General features: G+C 33.1%; 23 protein-coding genes and 2 pseudogenes. 8 read left to right on the forward strand and 17 right to left on the reverse strand.

Annotated features, from left to right (window positions below):
* Nucleotides 1-62 precede the first annotated feature (62 nt).
* Nucleotides 63-1709, forward strand: coding sequence for a phospho-sugar mutase (locus HMPREF2629_RS01740; RefSeq protein ID WP_049418082.1), 1647 nt, complete (start codon nucleotides 63-65; stop codon nucleotides 1707-1709).
* An 82-nt stretch (nucleotides 1710-1791) separates the two neighbouring features.
* Here the strand turns inward: HMPREF2629_RS01740 and HMPREF2629_RS01745 are convergent, their stop codons facing one another.
* From HMPREF2629_RS01745 to HMPREF2629_RS01775, 7 genes are read right to left on the reverse strand one after another with little or no spacing between them, the layout of a single operon-like run.
* Nucleotides 1792-2646 carry an urease accessory protein UreD gene (locus tag HMPREF2629_RS01745; RefSeq protein WP_049434708.1) on the reverse strand — a complete coding sequence of 285 codons (855 nt, stop codon included), beginning with the start codon at nucleotides 2644-2646 and terminating at the stop codon, nucleotides 1792-1794.
* On the reverse strand, nucleotides 2646-3260 hold the full coding sequence (gene ureG, locus HMPREF2629_RS01750; protein WP_049434709.1) for an urease accessory protein UreG: 615 nt from the start codon (nucleotides 3258-3260) through the stop codon (nucleotides 2646-2648). Before ureG ends, HMPREF2629_RS01745 begins: the two co-directional genes overlap by 1 nt.
* Nucleotides 3261-3272: 12 nt before the next feature.
* The gene (locus HMPREF2629_RS01755) at nucleotides 3273-3962 is read right to left on the reverse strand and encodes an urease accessory protein UreF (protein WP_049434711.1); all 690 of its coding nucleotides are present in this window, start codon (nucleotides 3960-3962) and stop codon (nucleotides 3273-3275) included.
* Nucleotides 3955-4407 (reverse strand): urease accessory protein UreE, encoded by a 453-nt coding sequence (ureE, locus tag HMPREF2629_RS01760; RefSeq protein ID WP_002449547.1) that lies wholly within the window; start codon nucleotides 4405-4407, stop codon nucleotides 3955-3957. Before ureE ends, HMPREF2629_RS01755 begins: the two co-directional genes overlap by 8 nt.
* Before the next feature lie 11 nt (nucleotides 4408-4418).
* On the reverse strand, nucleotides 4419-6134 hold the full coding sequence (gene ureC / locus HMPREF2629_RS01765) for an urease subunit alpha (protein WP_049415848.1): 1716 nt from the start codon (nucleotides 6132-6134) through the stop codon (nucleotides 4419-4421).
* Entirely contained in the window at nucleotides 6134-6541 is a 408-nt protein-coding gene (locus tag HMPREF2629_RS01770; RefSeq protein ID WP_017175515.1) for an urease subunit beta, read from the reverse strand. The genes ureC and HMPREF2629_RS01770 overlap by 1 nt, the downstream gene beginning before the upstream one ends.
* A 13-nt stretch (nucleotides 6542-6554) precedes the next feature.
* Nucleotides 6555-6857: an urease subunit gamma gene (locus tag HMPREF2629_RS01775; RefSeq protein ID WP_002449337.1), complete on the reverse strand. Its 303-nt coding sequence runs from the start codon at nucleotides 6855-6857 to the stop codon at nucleotides 6555-6557.
* 200 nt (nucleotides 6858-7057) lie between these two features.
* Here HMPREF2629_RS01775 and yut point away from each other — a divergent pair, with 200 nt between their 5' ends.
* The 4 genes from yut to pbp4 all read left to right on the forward strand — a co-directional run bounded on the left by yut (nucleotide 7058) and on the right by pbp4 (nucleotide 11552).
* On the forward strand, nucleotides 7058-7960 hold the full coding sequence (gene yut, locus HMPREF2629_RS01780; protein ID WP_049434713.1) for an urea transporter: 903 nt from the start codon (nucleotides 7058-7060) through the stop codon (nucleotides 7958-7960).
* A 117-nt stretch (nucleotides 7961-8077) separates the two neighbouring features.
* Nucleotides 8078-8956 (forward strand): ribokinase, encoded by an 879-nt coding sequence (locus HMPREF2629_RS01785; RefSeq protein WP_049434716.1) that lies wholly within the window; start codon nucleotides 8078-8080, stop codon nucleotides 8954-8956.
* Between the two features lie 139 nt (nucleotides 8957-9095).
* Entirely contained in the window at nucleotides 9096-10235 is a 1140-nt protein-coding gene (locus HMPREF2629_RS01790; protein WP_049437011.1) for a polysaccharide deacetylase family protein, read from the forward strand.
* A 165-nt stretch (nucleotides 10236-10400) separates the two neighbouring features.
* A complete protein-coding gene (gene pbp4 / locus HMPREF2629_RS01795) occupies nucleotides 10401-11552 on the forward strand; it encodes a penicillin-binding protein PBP4 (RefSeq protein ID WP_049434720.1) in 1152 nt (383 codons plus the stop codon).
* Nucleotides 11553-11646: 94 nt separating this feature from the next.
* Here the strand turns inward: pbp4 and HMPREF2629_RS01800 are convergent, their stop codons facing one another.
* Nucleotides 11647-12231 (reverse strand): TetR/AcrR family transcriptional regulator, encoded by a 585-nt coding sequence (locus HMPREF2629_RS01800; RefSeq protein WP_002449257.1) that lies wholly within the window; start codon nucleotides 12229-12231, stop codon nucleotides 11647-11649.
* 192 nt (nucleotides 12232-12423) lie between these two features.
* Here HMPREF2629_RS01800 and HMPREF2629_RS01805 point away from each other — a divergent pair.
* Nucleotides 12424-14198, forward strand: a pseudogene (locus HMPREF2629_RS01805) (oleate hydratase).
* Nucleotides 14199-14258: 60 nt separating this feature from the next.
* Here HMPREF2629_RS01805 and HMPREF2629_RS01810 read toward each other — a convergent pair.
* The 7 genes and pseudogenes from HMPREF2629_RS01810 to HMPREF2629_RS01840 form a co-directional block, all read right to left on the reverse strand.
* Nucleotides 14259-14528 (reverse strand): annotated as a pseudogene (locus HMPREF2629_RS01810) (excinuclease ABC subunit UvrA); the annotation flags it as partial.
* A 90-nt stretch (nucleotides 14529-14618) separates the two neighbouring features.
* The gene (locus HMPREF2629_RS01815) at nucleotides 14619-15404 is read right to left on the reverse strand and encodes an arylamine N-acetyltransferase (RefSeq protein WP_064207151.1); all 786 of its coding nucleotides are present in this window, start codon (nucleotides 15402-15404) and stop codon (nucleotides 14619-14621) included.
* Nucleotides 15405-15484: 80 nt separating this feature from the next.
* Complete coding sequence (locus tag HMPREF2629_RS01820; RefSeq protein ID WP_002449477.1) at nucleotides 15485-16120, reverse strand: ABC-2 transporter permease; 636 nt, start codon at nucleotides 16118-16120, stop codon at nucleotides 15485-15487.
* Nucleotides 16120-16965: an ABC transporter ATP-binding protein gene (locus HMPREF2629_RS01825; RefSeq protein WP_002449350.1), complete on the reverse strand. Its 846-nt coding sequence runs from the start codon at nucleotides 16963-16965 to the stop codon at nucleotides 16120-16122. Before HMPREF2629_RS01825 ends, HMPREF2629_RS01820 begins: the two co-directional genes overlap by 1 nt.
* Before the next feature lie 30 nt (nucleotides 16966-16995).
* Entirely contained in the window at nucleotides 16996-17718 is a 723-nt protein-coding gene (locus HMPREF2629_RS01830) for a DUF3169 family protein (RefSeq protein WP_002454713.1), read from the reverse strand.
* Complete coding sequence (locus HMPREF2629_RS01835) at nucleotides 17715-17918, reverse strand: helix-turn-helix transcriptional regulator (RefSeq protein ID WP_002449521.1); 204 nt, start codon at nucleotides 17916-17918, stop codon at nucleotides 17715-17717. The genes HMPREF2629_RS01830 and HMPREF2629_RS01835 overlap by 4 nt, the downstream gene beginning before the upstream one ends.
* 126 nt (nucleotides 17919-18044) lie before the next feature.
* Complete coding sequence (locus HMPREF2629_RS01840) at nucleotides 18045-18527, reverse strand: RrF2 family transcriptional regulator (protein WP_002449396.1); 483 nt, start codon at nucleotides 18525-18527, stop codon at nucleotides 18045-18047.
* 135 nt (nucleotides 18528-18662) lie between these two features.
* On the opposite strand from HMPREF2629_RS01840, the gene HMPREF2629_RS01845 reads away from it, so the two are divergent.
* Nucleotides 18663-19583 carry a DMT family transporter gene (locus HMPREF2629_RS01845; RefSeq protein ID WP_002488263.1) on the forward strand — a complete coding sequence of 307 codons (921 nt, stop codon included), beginning with the start codon at nucleotides 18663-18665 and terminating at the stop codon, nucleotides 19581-19583.
* Between the two features lie 237 nt (nucleotides 19584-19820).
* Nucleotides 19821-20990: an MFS transporter gene (locus HMPREF2629_RS01850; protein WP_070813106.1), complete on the forward strand. Its 1170-nt coding sequence runs from the start codon at nucleotides 19821-19823 to the stop codon at nucleotides 20988-20990.
* 47 nt (nucleotides 20991-21037) lie between these two features.
* On the opposite strand, the gene HMPREF2629_RS01855 is transcribed toward HMPREF2629_RS01850, so the two are convergent.
* Together HMPREF2629_RS01855 and HMPREF2629_RS01860 are read right to left on the reverse strand one after the other, a co-directional pair.
* A complete protein-coding gene (locus HMPREF2629_RS01855; RefSeq protein WP_017175501.1) occupies nucleotides 21038-21598 on the reverse strand; it encodes a hypothetical protein in 561 nt (186 codons plus the stop codon).
* A gap of 61 nt (nucleotides 21599-21659) precedes the next feature.
* Nucleotides 21660-23201 (reverse strand): bifunctional metallophosphatase/5'-nucleotidase, encoded by a 1542-nt coding sequence (locus HMPREF2629_RS01860; protein WP_070813107.1) that lies wholly within the window; start codon nucleotides 23199-23201, stop codon nucleotides 21660-21662.
* Between the last annotated feature and the right edge of the window lie 95 nt (nucleotides 23202-23296).

Consider the following 23296-nt stretch of genomic DNA (forward strand, 5'->3'; position numbering starts at 1 on the left):
ATAGATATCGATTATACTAAAGAAAAGAATAGGACATACATCATGTATGAGAGGAGTATTGGATGAAAGACAATTGGATAAAACATAAAGCAGATAGTCTCGTAGGATCATTCTATGACCAACAATCATATCAATTTCAACAAGAAGGGTTTGAAACGACACTTTCCTTTGGAACAGCAGGTATTCGTGGTCAATTTGGTTTAGGTCCAGGACGTTTAAATCGATATACCATTCAACGTCTAGCTTTAGGAATTGCATATTATTTACAAGATAATATGACACAACCTTCCATTGTCATTCATTATGACATTCGTCATTTATCAGCAGAATTTGCAGACATTATTGCGCATATTTTAGCGTCTCATCATATTAAAGTATATGTATCGGATACATATCAAACGACTCCGCAGTTATCTTATGCAGTGAGATATCTTCAAACGTCTGCAGGCATTATGATTACAGCTAGTCACAATCCTAAAGATTATAATGGCATTAAAGTATATGGTGCTGATGGAGCACAGCTCGACGATGTCGCCTCACTTGAAGTGGCTAAGTATATTGAACAATTAGATGATCCACTTCATTTAGACATTGAATTAAATGAGACGTTAATTAAAGAAAATATTTTACCTTTACCAAAAGATATTAATCAGTACTATTTTGCGGAAATTAACCAATTGATTGGTGACATACCTCCATCAAACTTAAATGTGGTGTATACGAGTTTACATGGTACAGGAACACCTATTATTCCGAAGTTGCTAAGCCATCTTCACTTTAATAAGATTGAACTTGTTGACTCACAATGTAAAATTGATCCTGATTTTAGTTCTGTAAAAAGTGCCAATCCAGAAGAACATGAAGCGTTTGATTTAGCTATCAAACAAGCCCAATACTCTAAAGCGGATTTAATCATTGCGACAGACCCTGATGTGGATCGAATGGGATTCGTTGAACGAGATCATGATGGTCATATTCACTATTTTAATGGCAGTGAGATTGGTGCGTTAATGATTAAATATTTAGTCGATCATACGACGCTTCCTAAACATCCAATCATGATTCAATCCATTGTAAGTGGTGAACTAGGGAAACGTTTCGCAAAGCAACATGGGGTTACTGTGAAGGAAGTCTTAATTGGTTTTAAATTTATTGCTAAGGCGATTCGTGAATTACGTGAGGATGAAACATTTATTTTCGCTTATGAAGAAAGTTATGGTTACCTTGCGGGTGAATTTGTAAGAGATAAAGATGCGATTCAAGTTGTTCCGTTAGTCATTAAATATGCGTCTATTTTAAAAAATGAAGGTAAAACATTACACGATGCCTTAACGGATATATATGAGGAAGTAGGATATTATCGCGATCAACCTACATCTAAAATATTTGAAGGAAAAAAGGGGCAACAAGAAATTGCAACGTTAATGGAACACCTTCGTCAACACATTCCAGATACGTTGGGCGGATTAAAAGTGATCGCAGTTGAAGATTATCAAAGCCAAGAGAGAATAAATAAAGATGATGGTACTACTGAGTCGATAGCTTTACCAAAGTCAAATGTGATTCGGTTAATCTTTGATGAAGGATTTGTCGCATTACGTCCTTCAGGAACAGAGCCTAAACTCAAATTCTATCTTTCACTTAATGTTGATGATTTTGAACAAGTGTCGCATGATATCTATCAATATATATTTAATGATAATAAATAAAAATAGAAAAATAAGTGTAAAAGAATAACACCTTATATCGAGTCTTTATACTCAAGATATAAGGTGTATTTTAATTAATTTATTAATATTTTCTTAAAAAGTCGAGTTGGCGATGATACAATTTATCTGCAATATAAGCTTGGACGCGTGTAAGCACTTCTTCAATTTCTTGTGTCAGATTAGATAATACACGTACTGTAAAACCATGTGTAGGTAATTGTGTAATACCAATACGGCAATCGTATTGTTTTGTATAATCTTTAATTTCATCATACACATCTTCAATGAATTTTTGCGTTATATCAGGGTGTATACAATAAGCCGAACCAAGATGGGTATAATTTTCCATATAGCCAACCGAACTCATTTTTGTTTCACTTGGATGCATGCGTAAATTATCATAAGTGATAAGCGCATCATCTACATAGATTTCATTAATTAAATGCATGTAGTCGTAAGTGAATGGTGTGTCTTTTTCAGAATAGCCTGGGGTTAAAATATCGGTATAGAACATGGATGCACATTTATCTAAATTAAAAATGTTATGTTGGAAAAACTTTGCTCTTTCATAAGCAATAATAGGGTCTCCTACATATTCCATATAACCATCTTTTGCTATATTGAATGTTTGATATTGTTTCACGCAATCGTTTAACGTCTTATAAATTTTAGTTGCACCTTGAGAGGTCAAAGTGACTTTAGCATCTTCTTCAACATTAATATCCATACGATAACGATCGCCATCTAAATAACCACCGCCAACATTTACGATATAAAATGTTGGAATCGTAGAGAAATTTAAATAAATTGGACGAATAACCTTTAACGCTTTTTCGAAAAAGATATTACGGGCAACAGAACGCTCACCATTATTAAAAACAGTGAGATTCAATTGTCCAGTCCAAAAAGGTTTTGAATCGAATTGATGTTGTACCATTAAGCTAATCCTTTAAGTAATACATCGCGTTCAATCCATTCAATGACATTATCTAAACCATCGTCGGTTTTTAAATTTGTAAATGTGAAGGGACGATTGCCACGAAATGTTTTAGTATCTTCTGCCATTTGGTCAAGTGATGCGCCAACAAATTCTGCTAAATCTGTTTTATTAATGATAAAGTAATCAGATTTAATCATACCTTGTCCACCTTTACGTGGAATTTTTTCACCTTGAGCTACATCGATGATATAAATAGAGAAATCTACTAATTCAGGACTGAAAGTAGCAGCTAAGTTATCGCCACCTGATTCGATGAAAATAAGTTCAATATCCTCATGACGATCTAATAATTCATCGATTGCAGCAAAGTTCATTGATGCATCTTCACGAATTGCTGTATGTGGACAGCCACCCGTTTCCACACCGATAATTCTATCTTCTGGTAAAACACCAGTATTCACTAAGATTTTTTGGTCTTCTTTTGTGTAAATATCGTTTGTAATCACGCCAATACTCATATCTTTTGATAGACGACGTACAAGTTTTTCAATTAATTGTGTTTTACCTGCACCTACAGGACCGCCTACACCAATTTTAATTGGATTTGCCATGTATATTACCTCCTATGAAATAAAGATTCTCACGTTTACGTTTTCATGCTCCATTTGATTCAGTTCTAAGCCAGGAGCTGTTAAACCGAAATCATCTTCGCTTAATGTGAGAATGTGTTGTCGTGTCCGTTCGATATGTGGAATCATCTCCGTCACAACTTGTTGTCCTATTGTTTGACCTAAGGGAATTGCACGTACTGCATTTTGCGTTAAACTGGAAACGTTCTGATATAGATAGTAATCAATAATCGTTTCAATATCGACGCCTAAATAATGTCCTAGCATTGTAAAACAAATAGCTGGATGCAGTTTTGCACGTTTATCTTTCATTTGTTGATGATACCAATTAATCCATGGACTATCATAAAGTTCTATAGCAAGTTTTACCATACGTGTACCCATTTGTTTAGTACCTACACGTGTTTCTCTTGGTAAACTTTGGACATAAATTAATTGATCAAGGTGTAATACTTTTTCTGTATCACCATTATTTAAAGCGTTATAAACTAAACGCATTGCAAGGCCATCTGAATAGGTTAACTGCTCATTTAGAAAGAGTTCTAACCATTCTCTAAATGATGTAGCATCATGAACTGTCTGACGTTGAATATACGTTTCTAGTCCAAATGAATGACTAAATGCGCCAGTAGGGAATTGTGAATCACAGAACTGAAATAGTCGTAAATGTGAATGATCAATCATGTGAATGACCTATATGTCTGAAGGCTTTATTCACTTTTCGATCTTCATGGCTATAGGGAATACCTAGCGTTTTTAATAAATCTTCTACTAGGTAGTCATATTGTACAAGCATTTCAGTTTCTGTGAATTGCGCAGGTAAATGACGATTACCTAATTGATGCGCAATATCTCCCATTTCTTGTATGTTACGCGGCTTAATGACAAGTAAATCTTCCGAGTTTACATCTACTACAATCATATTGTTGTCATCTTGATATAAAATATCGCCATATTGTAAATCGATAGGTTGTTTTAAACGAATACCGATTTCATTACCGTGATCTGTTGTGACACGTTGAATACGTTTAACCAAATCAGAGTTTTCAAGATATACTTTTTCTACATGCTTTTGTTTTTCCTCTGCAGAAAGGTTAGCGATATTGCCTTGAATGTCTTCTACTATCATCTGAGTACCTCCTAGAATAAGAAGTATCTTTGTGCTAATGGTAATTCAGTTGCTGGTTCACTTGTGATTTTTTCACCATCTACAAATACTTCATATGTTTGTGGATCAACATCTAATTTAGGTGTTGCATCGTTATTTTTCATATCTTTTTTAGTAAGATTACGGATACCATGGACTGGTCGAACCATACGTTCTAAGTTTAGTTGGTTATAAATACCATTTTCGTATGCTGTTTTAGAAACGAATGTAATCGCAGTGTGTTGTTTATTTGCACCATATTGACCATACATTTTACGATATTTCATAGGCTCTGATGTTGGAATAGAAGCATTTGCATCACCATTCACAGCTGAGTTAATCAATCCACCTTTAACAACAAGTTCAGGTTTTACACCGAAGAAAGCTGGATTCCATAGAACTAAGTCAGCTAATTTACCTTTTTCGATTGATCCAACATAGTCAGAAATACCATGTGTAATCGCAGGGTTAATTGTATATTTTGCGATATAACGTTTAATACGATTGTTATCGTTATAGTCAGTATCACCTTCTAGAGCACCACGTTGTTCTTTCATACGATGAGCTACTTGCCATGTACGTGTAATGACTTCACCCACACGTCCCATAGCTTGAGAGTCAGAACTTACCATGCTAAATACACCCATATCTTGTAATACGTCTTCAGCTGCAATCGTTTCTTTACGAATACGTGAGTCTGCGAAAGCAATATCTTCAGGGATAGATGCATTTAAATGGTGTGTAATCATAACCATATCTAAATGTTCATCTACAGTATTATGTGTGTAAGGTAATGTTGGGTTTGTAGATGAAGGTAAAATATTCGGATACGATGCAGATTTAATTAAATCTGGCGCATGTCCACCGCCAGCACCTTCTGTATGGTACATGTGTAAAACACGGTCTTTTACAGCGGCCATTGTATCTTCCATGAACCCAGCTTCATTTAATGTATCAGCATGTAATGCAATTTGTACATCAAATTCATCTGCTACATCCAATGCATGACTTAACGCTGAAGGAGTTGCACCCCAGTCTTCATGTACTTTTAAACCGATCACACCAGCATGAATTTGTTCAATTAATGCAGTGTGGTTTACAGCTTGTCCTTTACCAGTGAAACCAACATTAATTGGTAAATCTTCAGCAGCTTCTAGCATACGATGGATATGCCAAGGTCCAGGTGTAACGGTTGTAGCTTTAGCGCCTTCTGATGCACCCGTACCACCACCAATATGTGTTGTCACACCACTTTCAAGCGCAACTTCTGCTTGTTCGGGGTTAATAAAGTGAACGTGTGTATCGATACCACCAGCTGTTACGATTTTACCTTCAGCAGAGATAATATCAGTTGTTGAACCAATAATAATATCTACGTTATCCATGATATCAGGGTTACCTGCTTTACCAATTGCAAAGATATAACCATTTTTAACACCGATATCTGCTTTAACAATTTTGTCATAATCTATAATTAATGCATTTGTTAATACTAAGTCAGCCACTTTGCGGTCATCACGTGTAACGTTAGGGTTTTGAGCCATGCCATCACGAATAGATTTACCGCCACCAAACGTTGCTTCTTCACCGTAATTTGCATAATCTTTTTCAACAGTTGCAAATAAGTTAGTGTCACCTAGTCGTACTGCATCGCCAACAGTTGGACCATATAAACTTGTATACTGAGATTGAGTCATTTTAAAGCTCATTACTGTTTACCTCCCATTTTGTTCACATTTTTTTCGCCATTATCACCTTTTGGCGCAGCATATTCATCATTTTCACCAGTTGGACGATAAACGCGATCTTCGTCAATTTCACCGTTAACTAAACCTCTGAAACCATAAATTTTACGGTTACCAGCATATTCAACGAGTTGAACTTTTTTCTCATCACCAGGTTCAAAACGAACAGCAGCACCAGCAGGAATATCTAAGTGTTTGCCATATGCTTTTTCCCGATCAAATTTTAAACCTTCATTGGCTTCAAAGAAATGGAAATGTGAACCAACTTGAATTGGACGGTCTCCAGTATTTTTAACATTGATCACTGTTTCAAAATGACCTTGATTAATTTCAACTTCTGTATTTTTTATTTTAATTTCACCAGGTTTCATTTAAAAATCCTCCTTACACGATTGGATGATGAATAGTGATTAATTTAGTTCCATCTGGGAATGTTGCTTCAATTTCAATATCAGTCAACATGCTATCGACACCTTCCATGACATCATCTTTATTTAAAATTTGTTTACCGTAACTCATTAAATCAGCTACAGTTTTACCATCACGTGCACCTTCTAGTAATTCATCACTAATAAGTGCTAATGCTTCTGGGTAATTTAATTTTAAGCCACGTGCTTTGCGTCGACGCGCTACTTCAGCAGCTACCACGATCATTAATTTATCTTGTTCTCGTTGAGTAAAATGCACTGTTATACCTTCTTTCTTTTAAAAATAAGTACTGCAACATTAATCATAAAACTGTAGAATATTTTTAACAAGTAATTTATCTTTTAAATTTATTTAAAATCACTTTTTAAATTAAATTTGTATATATTTTTAATGTTACAAAAGTGTTTAAAAGATATAATAATTAGAAAGGAAATGAATAAAATAATAAAGGTGAGTTTATGAAATATGTAGAGATTTTCTTAAAAAATATTGCTCAAGTCGTATTTATGAATAATAAATGGTCAGGGCTGTGTATTCTTATAGGATTATTTATTGCAAATTGGAAAGTTGGATTAGGAGCAGCAGTGGGAAGTCTCATTGCACTTGTTCTAGCGCCGTACTTTAATTATAGTGAGGATGAAATTAATAATGGATTAGCTGGATACAATTCAGTATTAACAGCAATCGGGTTAGCATTATTCTTAGAAGTATCTTTAATGAACTGGATTGTACTTATTGTGGCAACGATTCTTACTTTACCAGTTGGAGCTGCAATCCGAGAAATTTTAAAACCATATGGTCTACCCATGTTAACTTTTCCATTTGTCTTTATGACTTGGTTAATTTTAGCAATGGGCATGCAATTTTCAAAAATGCATATCACAATAGATATTTTGCCTACTAAAATTAAACATCCAGACATCAGTCATTCACATGTGAATTTTATTAGTGGTATCATTACAAATTTTAGTGAAATTTTCTTAGTGACATCAATCATGGGTAGTCTGTTAATTATGATTGGTATTTTTATTGGTTCAGTAAAAGGCGGAATCTATGCAGTAGTATCAAGTGTTTTAGCAGTGATATGTATCACATTACTAGGTGGAGACTATCCCACTATTACTGATGGATTGTATGGCTATAACTCAATATTAACGGGTATTGCTTTGGGTGCGACGTTTAAAACAAAATTCAGTCGGATTCTTGCAGTGATTACTGGTTTATTATTAACAGTAGTGATGCATGGTGCATTAGCTACAACATTAGCTCCAATTGGTCTTCCTATTTTCACCGCTCCATTTATTTTTGCAACGTGGCTTGTGATGTTTGCAGGTAAAGAGCAACATGAAGTTAAAAGTTAGAACATATTAATGAGAGTGAGACCGCATTTCTTTTTGAATGTGTTGTCTCACTCTTTTTTTATTATTTATGCTAATTTAGATATGATATGGATGAGAAAGAAAAAGGAGAGGGTTAATATGAAACGTATTTATGTTGTGGGAAGTATGTCGATGGATTTGGTTGTGTCGACTGACCAAGTGCCAAGTAAAGGTGAAACAGTATTAGGAAATACATTTTTCACTACACCAGGCGGTAAAGGCGCGAATCAAGCAGTGGCAGCAGCAAGATTAGGTGACCATGTTCACATGGTAGGGTGTATTGGCGATGATATGTTAGGTAAACAAATTCTTGAAAATCTAAAGCATAATCATGTAAATGTTGAATATGTAAAAAAAGTAAAAGGACCTTCAGGTACCGCCCACATTACACTAGCTGATAATGATAATAGTATTATTGTTGTACCTTCAGCAAATCATAAAGTCACAGTCTCTTTGGTAGACTCAGCTTTGTCAAAAGCAAATAAAGGAGATATTGTGTTACTTCAACAAGAGATTCCAACTGATGTTGTTGCTCACACTGTTCATTATTGCTATGAACATGAACTTACTTCTATTTTAAATCCAGCTCCATATAGAGACATTTCAGATGATATATTGGAACAAGTAACATATTTAACACCAAATGAAACTGAAAGTGAAAATATGTTTGAAGGAGACATTGATCAAGCGTTAGAACGTTATCCTGATAAATTGATTGTGACACAAGGTGCATTAGGTGCTGTATTTTACGATGGTTTAGAACAAATTGAAATTCAAGGAATTGAACGAGAAGTAAAAGATACCACAGGCGCTGGGGATACATTTAATGGTGCGCTTGCAGTCGGATTACAAAAAGACTATTCACTTGCTAAAGCTATTGCATTTGCTAATGTCGCCGCTAGTCATTCAGTTACAGCACTTGGCGCACAAGGTGGTATGCCCACAATAAATGATATAGCTCAAGATTTAGATATGTAGGTTTTGTATATAAACGTGTTAAGTCTATTTTAAAATAAGCGTATTCAAAAGTTGAAACACATCTATTATAAATAATATAAAATTATTATATAATGTTGGAAGGTATTATAATATTTATATAACTTAAAGGAGTAACTATATGACTAAGACATATTTACTTAGCACGCTTATTGTTTTAATATCTATAGTTTTATGTGCATGTCAATTTTCAACATTGTCATCATCAAAGAAAGACACTAAAAAGGATAAAGAAAATATCGCAAATATATATGCGAAAAAAAGTACTCAGAATAAAAAAGATTGGCAAGTGTATCAAGGTGATATTGCACATGTATTTTATCATCCAGTGATTACTGAACCTAAAGTAGCTTTTACACAAGAGAAGAATCAAGCTAAGGGTAATTTTGATTGGATGATTACAGCTGATGAGTTTAAGCGTTCATTAAATGAACTCTATAAACACCATTACATATTAATAGATCCACATGAGGCTTATGATTTAAAAGGAAAGACAGTTACTAGAAAAGAATTAAAATTACCTAAAGGTAAGAAACCATTAATTTTATCCATTGATGATATGAATTATTATGAGTACATGAGAGGTCATGGATATGCAGATCGTTTAGTGTTAGATCAGAAACAACATGTCGTTTCTGAAACTAAAGATAAAAATGGTAAGGTAACAACAAGTGAAACAAATGATATTGTACCTATATTGAATCAATTCGTGAAAGACCATCCTGACTTTTCACTCAATGGTCAAAAAGGCGTCGTTGCGCTAACAGGATACAATGGCGTGTTAGGTTATCGAACAAATGAGTTAAATAATAAAGATTATCTAAAACGTAAAGAAGATGCTAAAAAAGTTGTCAAAGCAATGAAACGAGATGGTTGGACATTTGCAAGTCATTCATGGGGACATATCGATTTTGCAAATAGCTCATATCATCAAATTGTTCGTGACACGAAACGTTGGAAAAACGAAGTAGAGCCCATTATAGGAAAAACAGACTTATTTATATATCCACACGGTGCTCAAGATAGAGGGTCTAAAGCATATCAATATCTTGTTCATGATGAAGGATTTAAATTTTTAGCAGGTGTAGGACCAAATAATTTTACAGATATCGGCAATGATAGTGTCTATCAAGATCGTGTTGCGATTGATGGATTAAATTTATATGATTTTAAATATAAATTAAAGCCATTTTTAGATCCGAGTAAGGTGTATAGTGAGAAAGATCGTCAATATTTTAAAGGAGATAAATCCTATCAATAGTATGCTATAAACAAAAGAGTTGGACAAAATTCATAAGACCATTTGTTCAACTCTTTTTTATTTTATAATTAAAGAATATATATTAGATACTTAGTTGTAATTCGCCTATAAAGTTGTTATAAAATATATTATACAATATTATAAAAATAAAAAGTAGGTAATATAATGTTTTTGAAAGTAACACAAAGTATTGGAATACTTAGTTTATTTACATTATTAGGAACGTCAATCTCTCATGCAGCAGAAACACCCGTTGATATTACAAATAAAGAAGGTAATGTCGCAGTAAGTTCAAATTATGAACCTGATGGTGTAACGCTTACGACACAACAAGGCCAAATATTATATAATTTCCAAGGAAATAAAGAAGCGGATCCTGCTTCTTTGTCTAAAATGATGACCCTTTATTTAACATTAGAAGCAGTTCATCAAGGAAAACTTAAGTTAGACGATAAAGTTAAAATCACGAGCGCGTATGATCAATTATCTAAAAAGCCAAATTTAACATCTGTCCCTTTAAATCAAGGTCAAATATATACTATTAAAGATTTATTAACACAGGCAGCCTTACCTTCAAGCAATTCAGCCGCAATGATTTTAGGAGAACAAGTGAGCGGCAATACGTCAACGTTCACAGACAAAATGAATGCACAAGCTAAGGCTTTTCATATGAAACATACACATTTTGTGAATCCAGCAGGTGCTGCTAATGATTTACTTGGACAACAAGCACCAAAGAAATATAGAAAAGATATTTATCCTAAAAGTACGTCAGAAGATATTGCGATATTATCTCATCACTTAATCGCCAAACATCCGAAAATTTTAAACATAACGCAACTTAGTCAAGATACTCAAAAAGGTTATACTTTTAACAATACTAATTTATCAATTAAACATGAGCCACTTTACTTAAAAGGTACAGATGGATTGAAAACGGGTACGAGTGATAAAGGATATAATATTGCTTTAACTAACCAACAAAATCACCTTCGACTCAATGAAGTGGTTATGAATGTGGCACCGTATATGGATAATAATGCCAAATACAATCGTAATCGAATAGGGAATGCGATTTTTAAACATTATCGCGAAGAATATGAATACAAAAAAGTATTATCTAAAGGAGAACATAAGATTGACGGTAAGACATATAAAGTAGATAAAAATTTATATGATACCGTTCCTAAAGATAACAAAAAATGGGATATACGAATCAATAAAGATGGAAAAGCCTATGTGCATTATAAACGTGATTTCTTACCAGAAACGACGTATCCACGAGTAAATGCTAAAAAAGTATGGAAATGGTTCTAAATAAAAGCGGGATACACTTTACCGTACTATTAATTGTGAGATGAATGTCAAACAATTTAATAAGTCAGTACGATATTTGTTTCCCGCTCTCGTTTTATTTTAATAACTTTAAATGAACTTCTCTCGCTCCACAAATCATGGTAACGATATCTGAAGACACGTCATCAATGGATTGTTGACCATACTGAATCCAGTTTAGAATAACGCTTAAAATGCCTCCAGCTAGAAATTCTCCATAAATGAACTCATCTATGTAAAATTGTCCAATTTGTTTATCAAATTCAATTTGTCGTTTAACCACTGCATAAATTTGATTATATAAAATTTGATAAACTTCACTATAAATATTGATAGAAATGACACTTTTTACCATTGCTTTGTTATCACTAATGAAAAGTAAAATATCTTTCATAAATTTATTGAAAAATTGTCTCGGATCTTTTGGATCAATTTCAGGCAAATGTAACGTTCGAAAATATTCAATTAATGTACCAACAATATGATTAAGTAAATCATACTTATCATTGAAATGACGGTAAAATGTAGAACGACGTACATTTGCTTTTTCGCATAAATCTTGAATCGTGATATTGTCAAAAGATTTCGTTTCAAGCAAATCTGAGAATGTAGTAATGAGTGCTTTTTTTGTTCGTTGTACACGTAAATCTTGATTATTCATGTTGTTCACCTCTCATTTAGGACATTTTATCAAAAATGTCACTTAAGTTACATTTTCACTTAACTGACTCACAATAATATTTTATAAAATGATTATAATATAAGCGAAGGGTAGATTAATTTCTAAAGCATTTACTTATAGTTTACTACTTTTCATAGATAACTAAAAAATATAAATTGGGAAGTGAATCATATGTACTATAGTAATGGAAATTATGAAGCATTTGCACGTCCGAAGAAACCTGAACATGTAGAACAAAAGTCTGCTTATTTAATTGGCTCTGGATTGGCTTCTTTAGCTGCTGCATGTTTTTTAATTAGAGATGGGCAAATGGATGGGTCAAACATTCACATTTTAGAAGAATTATCTAAATCTGGTGGAAGTTTGGATGGAACTGAACTTCCAATGAAAGGCTATGTCATGCGTGGTGGCAGAGAAATGGAGAACCATTTCGAGTGTTTATGGGATTTATTTCGCTCCATCCCATCACTTGAAATTGAAGATGCTTCAGTTTTAGATGAGTTTTATTGGTTAAATAAAGAAGATCCAAACTACTCACGATGTCGTGTTATTGAAGAAAGGGGTCAACGCTTGCCTACAGACGGAGACTTTACTTTAACGAAACAAGCAATGAAAGACATACTTCAATTATGTTTGATGAAAGAAGAAGATTTAAATGATGTAACAATTTCAGATGTCTTGTCAGAGGATTTCATGAATTCGAACTTTTGGATTTATTGGAAACGATGTTCGCATTTGAACCTTGGCATTCTGCGATGGAAATGCGTCGTTATTTAATGAGATTTGTGCATCACATTGGAGGATTAGCTGATTTTAGTGCTTTAAAATTTACTAAATACAATCAATACGAATCACTCGTACGCCCTATGGTTGCATACTTAACGTCCCATGGTGTGCAATTTGAATATAATGTTCAAGTGCTTGACGTTAAAGTAGATGTTACTACCAAAGACAAAGTTGCTAAAACAATTGAACTAAAACGAAATGGTAAAAAAGAAACGATTCAGCTCACACCCGATGATCTCGTATTTATTACTAATGGTAGTATCACAGAAAGTTCAACATATGGTGATAATGACACACCCGCACCTCCTACAAAAGATATTGGCGGAAGTTGGAACTTATGGCGTAACTTAGCCAAACAAAGCCCTGAGTTTGGTAATCCTGAAAAGTTTTATAAAGATTTACCAGATAAAAGTTGGTTCGTCTCAGCAACGGTAACGACAAATAACAAGACGGTCATTGAAGCTATCGAACGTTTATGTAAACGGGATCCATTAGCTGGAAAAACAGTTACAGGTGGGATTATCACAGTGAACGATTCTAAATGGCAAATGAGTTTTACTGTGAATCGTCAACAACAATTCAAACAACAACCTAAAGATGAAGTGAGTGTATGGGTATACGCTTTATATTCAGATGAGAAGGGCGATTATATCCATAAACCGATTGTTGAATGTAGTGGTCATGAAATATGTCAAGAATGGTTATATCATATGGGATTACCTATTGATCAAATAGAATGCCTCGCAACACAACATTGTAATACGATTCCTGTATATATGCCTTATATTTGTTCATATTTCATGCCAAGAGCGATTGGCGATCGACCACTTGTTGTCCCTCAGCACTCTCGTAACTTAGCCTTCATTGGTAACTTCGCAGAGACAGAAAGAGATACAGTGTTTACTACAGAATATTCTGTAAGAACAGCGATGGAAGCAGTTTATCAATTACTGGACATAGATAGAGGTGTTCCAGAAGTCATGGCGACAGAATTTGATATTCGTGTCTTATTAGATGCGATGTATGAACTTAATGATCGTAAAGACTTGAAAACATTAGCCGAGCAAAATAAAATACAACAAGTTGCATTACACACGTTCTTGAAAAAAATAAAAGGTACGTTTGTAGAAGAACTCTTGAAGCAACATAAATTATTATAATAGTGTGTAGGTAAATGTTAACCCCCGCGTGTTTGAGGGCATGCGGGGGTTAAATCATTATTATTCAATATATCGTCTTAAATGTTTTGCTGTAACAGAGTTGTTAATATCTAGGAGTCCTTTAGGTTCTCCAGCATACAATAATTGTCCTCCATGTTTACCAGCAAATGGTCCAATGTCAATAAATCCATCTGCTTCTGTCATCATTGTTAAATTATGTTCGATTAAAATAACAGTATTCCCTTTATCAATCAAATGATTAAAGCATTCAACGAGAATAGATAAATCGTCTTCGTAAAGTTCTGTTGTAGGTTCATCAAAGATAAATATTTTTTAAGTTATTTTGTGTTGCTCAATAATTTCGATATCGGACATGGTTTTTACCTCATTGCTATTATTACGCGACAGTAGTAAATGTATTCACTTTTCTAAAGGAAGAATAGTAACGTCAAGATTAAAATAGGTTTTTAAAAAATCTTTATAATTTTCACGTGTGACAGCGAATTGCTCTTTTTTATATCTTTTAGTAAGGGTAAGGTGATGATAAGACATCGTAGCTCGACCAAAATTTTGTGGTTTTGTAATCATGAGTTGCTTTACAAATATAGATTCAGGATGTGAGGTATTGTAGTTAATCATTTTATCAAAATCATGAATATCACGAGAAATAAACTCTGCTTTATAACGTGTTATCCACGTTGTTTCTTCCAGTTTTTGAAGAAGATACGTCGTAGGGGTTTCAAAAATGGCACGAAATTGACCTGTCTTTTCAAACACAATTTGTGTCGCTTCAATTGAAGTTATTGGGAGTGCTTGTAATGGTAAATCGCCAAATCCCACATCAGCAATATAGTAACCATTGTTAATAAGAACAACTAGTGATAAATGAGAGCCTTTAGGGCTGTAGTTGCCATTAGGCTGATGAACGGTTGCTGACATTCGAAACACTTTAAAACCTTTAGCTTCTAAGTAGCTACCGAAGAAGTGATTCATTTCATAGCAAAACCCACCACGATGTTGATATATAAATTTATTAAATAAATAATCTAAATCAACTGAAATCTTTTCTTTATTTTGAACACTAATATTTTCAAAAGGAACGGTTAGCATAAAGCGTTCCATATAATAGTTAAGTGCATCTAAAGTAGGTTGAGGATAACGTTGAGACTCAATATTTAAATAATCTTCAATTGCTTTAATATCCATAGTTTCTCCTCCTTAATCAATATGTATCCAAAATATAAAATAGAGCAAACGTGTGTTCTTCAATGAACACACGTTGGTGATTATAGTTCTTGTTTCTTAAAAATAGATAGTGATGAAAAATAAGAAATGACAAAAATAATAACACCAAGCAATGCATAACTACCAGTTGCTACTAAAACGAGTGGGTTTGAAGCGATTTTACTTATTGAACCTGCTTTTATGAGTATTGGCATAACAGCAAAGAACCACATGGATAAAAATAATGCAACAGCAACAACTGCTGTAGTAAGCATAATGACATTTGAATTCTCAGGACCAAATTTAAATGTGAGTGGAAACATTAATGCATACGTACAAGCCATCCCAATACCTATGAATGCTGAAAATAATGTAACCATAATATCTTGAGTCACGATAAGACAAATGATGGCGCCAATTATCAAACCAAGTAAAATGAGTAAACCATAAAAGGCAAAGTATGCTTTTACATAAGTATGTCTATGTGTAGGAAGGGTAGACACATAGTACATCCATTTAGAATCTTTTTCACGTTTTAAGTTATCTGATACGGGAGATAATAACATGACCATTAGCATGAAACAACACATCATTGGACTAAAAAATGCAAACACAATACTTAATACGATACCAATAATTAAATAGGTTATGAGCGATTTTTTAGAAGCATAAAAACTACTAAGTATAAGTCCTTTCATTATTTATCACCTCGCATAATTAATTTTGTAGCATCATCAATACTTTGAAGCGGGCGTGCTTGTTCAAAGTGTTGACGTTGCTTGACTAACGTTTGACGTTGACCATGACGTATTCGTGAAGCAATGATTACCTCTTGAGGTAAGTCTAAAGGGGAAGTTTCATCTGTTTCGATAATGCCATAATCAGTTAGTAATATATGTTTGTCTTCTTGTAAAAGAATATGACCATCGCGCATAAAAATAAGTTTTGTAGCAAGTTGTTCCATATCCTCTGAAATATGAGATGAAAGTAAAATACCATGCCCTTTTGATACATAATCTTCGAGAATTTCTAACACTTCTTCTCGTCCTGAAACATCCATACCAGCTGTTGCTTCATCTAAGATTAATAATTTTGTCTCATGAGAAAGTGCGATGGCTAATGCTGCTTTCATGCGCATCCCTCTAGAAAAAGTAGAAATTTGATTATTTTTAGGTAATTCAAATGATTGAATAAGATTGAAAAATTGATCACTATTCCAATGTTTAAAAATATTTAAAAATACTTTATCAATCTCTGTTATTGTCAATTTATTCGGTACACGTAAATCATCAAAAACTACACCCACGTGTTCTTTATAATCTTTATCTTTTTCGGAAATAATTTGATTGAAAAAAGAAATCTCTCCTGAATCTTTAAATCGATTACCCACTAATGTGTTAATAAGTGTGGATTTACCTGATCCATTTTTACCAATTAAGCCAATGACCTCACCTGGATTTAAAGTAAATGAAATATCATTTAATTCGAAATTTGAATTCTTATACGATTTATTAAGTTGTTGTACTTGAAGTAAATGTGTCATCTAATGATCCTTTCTTTATAGAAATGAAAACTATGAATGATAAAATTTATATGTTTTTAATAAATGACTAAATCCATTATAAATAAACAAAATGATTAAAATAAAGATCCCTAATGTTTGGGAATGGCCAGTTTCTAATGAATAAAAGCCTAAAAATATTGCACCAATCATAATTAAAGATAGGTTAATATAGAATGTTTTGAACAAGGAGTTAAAGTAAATATGTCGTTCTCCTTCATCTAAAATATTAATTAATTTCTCAGCATAATTTTTTTCTCCTAATTTGGGATAGCGAGAATCAAATTTACGATAAAATAATCCTGTAATTACCGAGGAAATAATCGTTGTCATAAAAGGAAGTAATGCCCAACTACTAGCACTAGAATTTCCATTTCCTAAGACAATGATAAAAAGAGCAATAAAGCTAATTGTTAATTCTAGATAATAAATAAATGAATTTTGCATATATGCTAAATTAGCTTTCTTATCATATGAATCCGCCTCATCTTCATCAATATGTGTTTCGGATAAACGTTTGTAATGAACGGCCTTTTTTTGAATCATAATTAAATACATACTTAAGACTAGGATAAGTGCCACACAGATTAATGAGATTAAAATGACATTTGAATGTGTAGCATAATGATAATTTCCAAAGAAGTGAAAGCTATGGTTGTAGTCAATGAATAAAGCTATACATCCTCCAATCAGTCCGCCAATTAACAAAGTGATTATAAAACGACCTATTTTCATAAATCTTCCTCCTCAATTATAAAGATAGATTCAACAGGTTCATTAAAAATACGAGCTATTTTTATAGCAGTTAAAATAGAAGGTGTAAAGTCATTTCTTTCAATGAGAGATACAGTTTGACGTGAGATGCCTGCTTTTTTAGCAAGTTGCGTTTGATTATAACCTTCTCTTGCTCGTAATTCTTTCAATCGATTTCGCAATCATCATCATCTCCTCACAATCAGTGTATATTATCATAGTCATTTTGACAAATATATTTGTCAAAAAGTATCTAAAGTAAATTATGGGTAAGACTAACGATTGTCTGATGTTAGACATCCGGATGTCTAAAGCGTCTTACTATTTAATCTTATCCACTGTGTAATGTCTTCAAGATTATAAAGCTTGATAATATCTTGATATATATCGTCTAAATTTATATTAGAAAGTGTAGAAATCAATGTATGTTCAATATGATTTAAAGCTATACTGATGTTACATTGTTGTGCTTTGTGTCCTTCTTTTTCTCCTAAAAAGTTGGTAAGTAAATGTTGACTTGAGAAGATATTGCCACGACCTTCAATAGCTAAAAAGACATCGTAAAAAGTAATATCTTTGAGTTTTTTTCTAAGTGTAAATCCTCCATTTTTACCAGTTGTTGAATATACCAAATTTTCTTTTACTAATGCTTTTACTATTTTTTTTAAGTAAGAATCAGAAACTTTAAGTCGCTTGCTTAAAGCGGTAGATGTCATTACTGACTGACGAGGGAGTTGGTTTAAAATTAATAAGACATATATTGCTTGTTCCCAACCGGTAGATAATTTCATATATAAGCCTCCTATCAAACCTATTATATAATATTTTTATATTATATTTAAAAAATAAAGTAGTTCCTATATAATTGTATTTAAAGACAAAATATATCTCAATTATCTTTAATTAAAAATAGGGAGACGACAGCAGTGAAAAAACATTTAAATACTTCAATAACATTTTATATGTCCATTCTTTTTACGACTATTTTTATGGGATCATCTTTTCCAACTGGCAAATATTTAATTTCAAATGAACATGTTCCACCTATGCTTCTTGGTGGATGGCGATTTGTTATCGCAGGATGTATGATGTTAATCCTTACATTTATGAGAAATGGGGAAAGGGGCATTCTACCCACAAGTAAAGGGAATAGTTATAAAGGATTTATATTAGTGTTCGTTATTGGATTTTTACAAACAGCAGGGACGATGGGATTATTAAATTTTGCAATGGCATTTGGCGTGTCTTCTTCTATATCATCTATTCTATTATTTACGAACCCGCTATGGCTGGCCTTTTTAGCACATTTTATTTTAGATGAAAGGTTAACAAAAATTAAAATTACTTCACTTATACTTGGTGTGTTTGGAGTAGGATTATGTCTCGGATTAGATGAAACATTATTTGGATGGGGGACGCTTTTTGCACTAGCTGGTTCATTATGTTGGTCAATCAATACAATAGTGACAAAAAAGGTAGTGTTTGATAAAGGGCCCTGGGTTTTAACAGGATGGCAACTATTATTCGGTGGTATGTTTATGCTGATAATGAGTCTCGTTTTAAAAGAACATTATACACTTAGTTCGCTTAATCATTGGGGATGGATATGGTTCTTTTGGCTTATTATTCCAGCTTCTGTAGGTTCATTTGGATTATGGTTTTATAGCTTAAGCCAACGAGGGGCAACTACGGCGAGTAGTTTCTTATTTTTAGTACCACTATTTTCGACACTATTTTCAATTATAGGATTAAGAGAGCCCTTCACGCTTCATTTAATTTTAGGAGGTTTATGCGTTGTTGTGGCATTAATGTTAATTCATCGTCAACCGAGGAAAAATGTTTTATAAAATACAATATTCAATACATTGAATATAAATACATATATTAATAGAAATTAGATTATATAAAACTTTAGTTAAGCCTTTTGAAATTGTCTTACTTTTAACATAATGAAAAAATATGAAAACTTGTCATTACTATATTTTTGAGAAATAAAAAATTTAAAAAAATCTCTTCACAGAGAATGTAATTTTGTGTAGTATATCTTTCATATGATTTTTAGAGAGAAAAAGGAGGAAACAATAATGAAAGATAACAGAATGATGTTCTTCATATTTATGTTAGGTACATTTACAGTTGGAATGGCAGAATATGTTGTTACTGGTTTATTAACTCAAATTGCAAGCGATATGAAAGTGCCTATTTCGAGTGCAGGGTTATTAATTAGTGTGTATGCAATTAGTGTTGCATTAATCGGTCCATTAATGCGTGTATTTACTTTAAAAGTGCGCGCACAACGTTTACTCCCAGTATTGATGGCCATTTTTATTATAAGTAATATAATAGGGATGTTAGCACCGAATTTTCCAATATTACTGTTATCTCGATTATTGTCAGCCTCTATGCACGCGCCTTTCTTTGGCGTATGTATGAGTGTGGCGGCAGCCGTTGCGCCACAGGGTAAAAAACCACAAGCGATTGCTCTAGTTCAAGCTGGATTAACAATTGCAGTGATGATTGGCGTGCCATTCGGTTCATTTTTAGGTGGATTTGCGAATTGGCGCTTTGTCTTTGGCGTCATGATTTTGTTAGCTGTCATTACTATGTTAGGAATGATGAAGTTTGTACCTCATGTCGCTTTGAGTACAGAAGCGAGTGTGAAAAAAGAATTAAAACTATTTAAAAATCCACATATCTTAATTGTAATGGCAATTATTGTCTTTGGTTATTCAGGCGTATTCACAACTTATACGTTTATGGAGCCAATGATTCATAAATATGCACCATTTGGAATTGTTGGTTTAACTGTATGTTTATTTATGTTTGGCCTTGGCGGTGTGGTTGGTAACTTGCTTACAGGTAATGTACCAGAACATAAACTTACCCAGTACTTGTTCTATACCTTTGTGTTATTGTTTATAACGATTGTTTTATTTGTAACAGCAGTGCATAGTGCGATTTTAGCAATTATTATTTGTTTCTTATTTGGTTTCGGCACTTTCGGTACAACGCCTCTATTAAATAGTAAAGTGATTTTAAGTGCACATGAGGCACCATTACTTGCAAGTACACTTGCAGCTTCAGTCTTTAATATTGCAAACTTTTTAGGTGCAATTGTGGGATCAATACTATTATCAATGGGATTCTCATATCTTACGATTACATTTGTATCAGGCGGGATCATTATCTTAGGAATTATAATTAATACAATTAATCATTTTTATGAAAAAAAACATATAACGTTTAATCACTAATAAAAAGCGTTCTAAATTGGACTTTTTCAATTTAGAACGCTTATTTGCTATTCAGGTTTAACTTTTAATGTTGGTTCATACATTTCGTGATTAAAATGATTTTTAGAAAATTGACGTAAATCATTGATGAAATGTGAAATGTTTTTATCTAATTTATCTTTCGTTTTCACAATGATTGTACGGTCGAAATCACTTTTTTCAAAATAATCTCCATAAATACGAGCAGCTATAGAAAATTTAGAGATATAACTTTCAAGTGTTTCATAACAATTTAATAACGCACGAATAGGTGCATTGGCTTCTTCCTCGTGATGGCTCATTGTCCCTAACAACTCTTGGATTTGATGATCTAGTTTGTTAAATAATTGGGTAATATCTTCACAATATTCTAATGTTTGTTGTTTATTATATTTTGCGCCTTTTTCACCTAAGTCAACCTTACATATTTTTGAGGCTTTATAGGCGGTTAGGTCAATCATACTCATGATGTCATTTTTATAATCTTCCTTTTTTTCCGCTTGTTGTTTTGTAAATTGATATTTAATACCTAAAAATGTTCCAATAAGTGCGAAAACACCACCTACGATTGCTGCTAAAAATTCACTCAAGTTTCTCAATCCTTTCAATAGTAGTCAACTATATTTTACACCATAAAATGTAAAGTGAATGTTAAAGAACAACCTTAAAATCGACAACTTGAGGAATACGAGATAAATCGTGGTGCGTCATATAATCAATTAGTACTTGTGCGCCTTCTTCTTGAATATCTTTAACGACTGGCGCTTCTGCAAACATTTTATAATCTCCGCCTCCAACTGCACGATAGTTGTTCACACATATGGTATACGTTTTTGTGTCTTCTAAAGGTGAATCGCCGACTTTAATATCTGAAACACGTTGTCCTATAGGTGCACCAGCATGAATGGTATAAGAGATTCCTCCATACATATCATAATTAAAATGTTGAGGTTTTGGAGATAAAAATGTGTCACTGACTGTGATTTCATTATTGTCACTTACACTAAAATAACTTGCTGATTTTTCTAAAGCGGCTTTAATTCCTTTGCCATTAAGTTCTAAAACTTGGAATGTGTTAGGAAAAGGATAGTTATTAATGATATCTCGCATTGTGACTTGTTGATTAAAGCCTTTAGCTGAATCAAATAGTGCAGTGCTTGCTATATCTGCACCACTTTTTTCTAACAAAATATAATTTATCAGATTAATAAGTGAATGAGGGTGCGTTCGAGCTTCGAATTGATGAGTGACTAGCATTGGTTCTAATAATGTTGTAATGTCCGTATCAAGCCAATCTTCAAGTTCATTTAAAAGTGAATGATCGTTGTTAGATAATGTTAATGAAAGATGAGAGGGCACAGATACAAGAGTGCTCTGTTTATCTGTAATTCGATGTTCATGATCTAAAGTTAATGTCACCTTACCAAATTCTGTACCTCGTGTACCTGGTTGGATAATAGCGGTGTCATTTTTTATCATTGCAATATCACGATGTTGGTGTCCTGTTATAAGCACGTCAATATCTTTATGGAAACGTTCTAGTATGTCAGATCCTTCATTTTCTCCAGTTAATTCTTCAGTAGGTATATCAGTATCAAGACTTTTTTCAAAACCGCCATGATAAGACACAACGACAACATCTGATTTTTTACGAACGTCTGGTAAAATACATTTTAATGTTTCAACTGCACTGTTGAACGTTAATCCTTTAATATGGGCAGGTTGTTCCCAATTTGGAATGAATTGTGTTGTTAATCCAATGACGCCAATAGTTATCTCGCCACGTTTAAAATAACTTACGCCTTGACCAGTCAAAGGTGCGTTATTGTAATCAAAAATATTTGCACACAAGATAGGATGATGAAGATGGTTTAAAGTATTTTGTAAATAAGGTAATCCATAATTAAATTCATGATTACCTAATGTACCAAAGTCAAAATTAAGACAATTATAAATATCCGTAAGAGGTTGACTTGATTGTTCTTCAGTTGCTAGGTAATGGCATAAAGGAGAACCTTGTAAAAAATCACCATTATCAATTTTAAAACTATAGTCATCTTGTTGACGTTCTTGTTCGATAAGTTGATTTACTTTTAATAATCCCATAGGAAGATTTTGGTTTCTTTTTGAAAAGTCAGTGGGAAAAATATAGCCGTGTATATCACTTACGATATAAAAAGAGAGTTGTGTCATAGGTCATTTCCTTTCATAAATAAAGAGATAAAAAAGGGAAGTAGTTTATTGAACGCCACATACCTTTATTATCTCTTATGTGTTGTATTACTATT

Source organism: Staphylococcus sp. HMSC034C12 (assembly GCF_001835895.1).
Taxonomy (GTDB): domain Bacteria; phylum Bacillota; class Bacilli; order Staphylococcales; family Staphylococcaceae; genus Staphylococcus; species Staphylococcus hominis.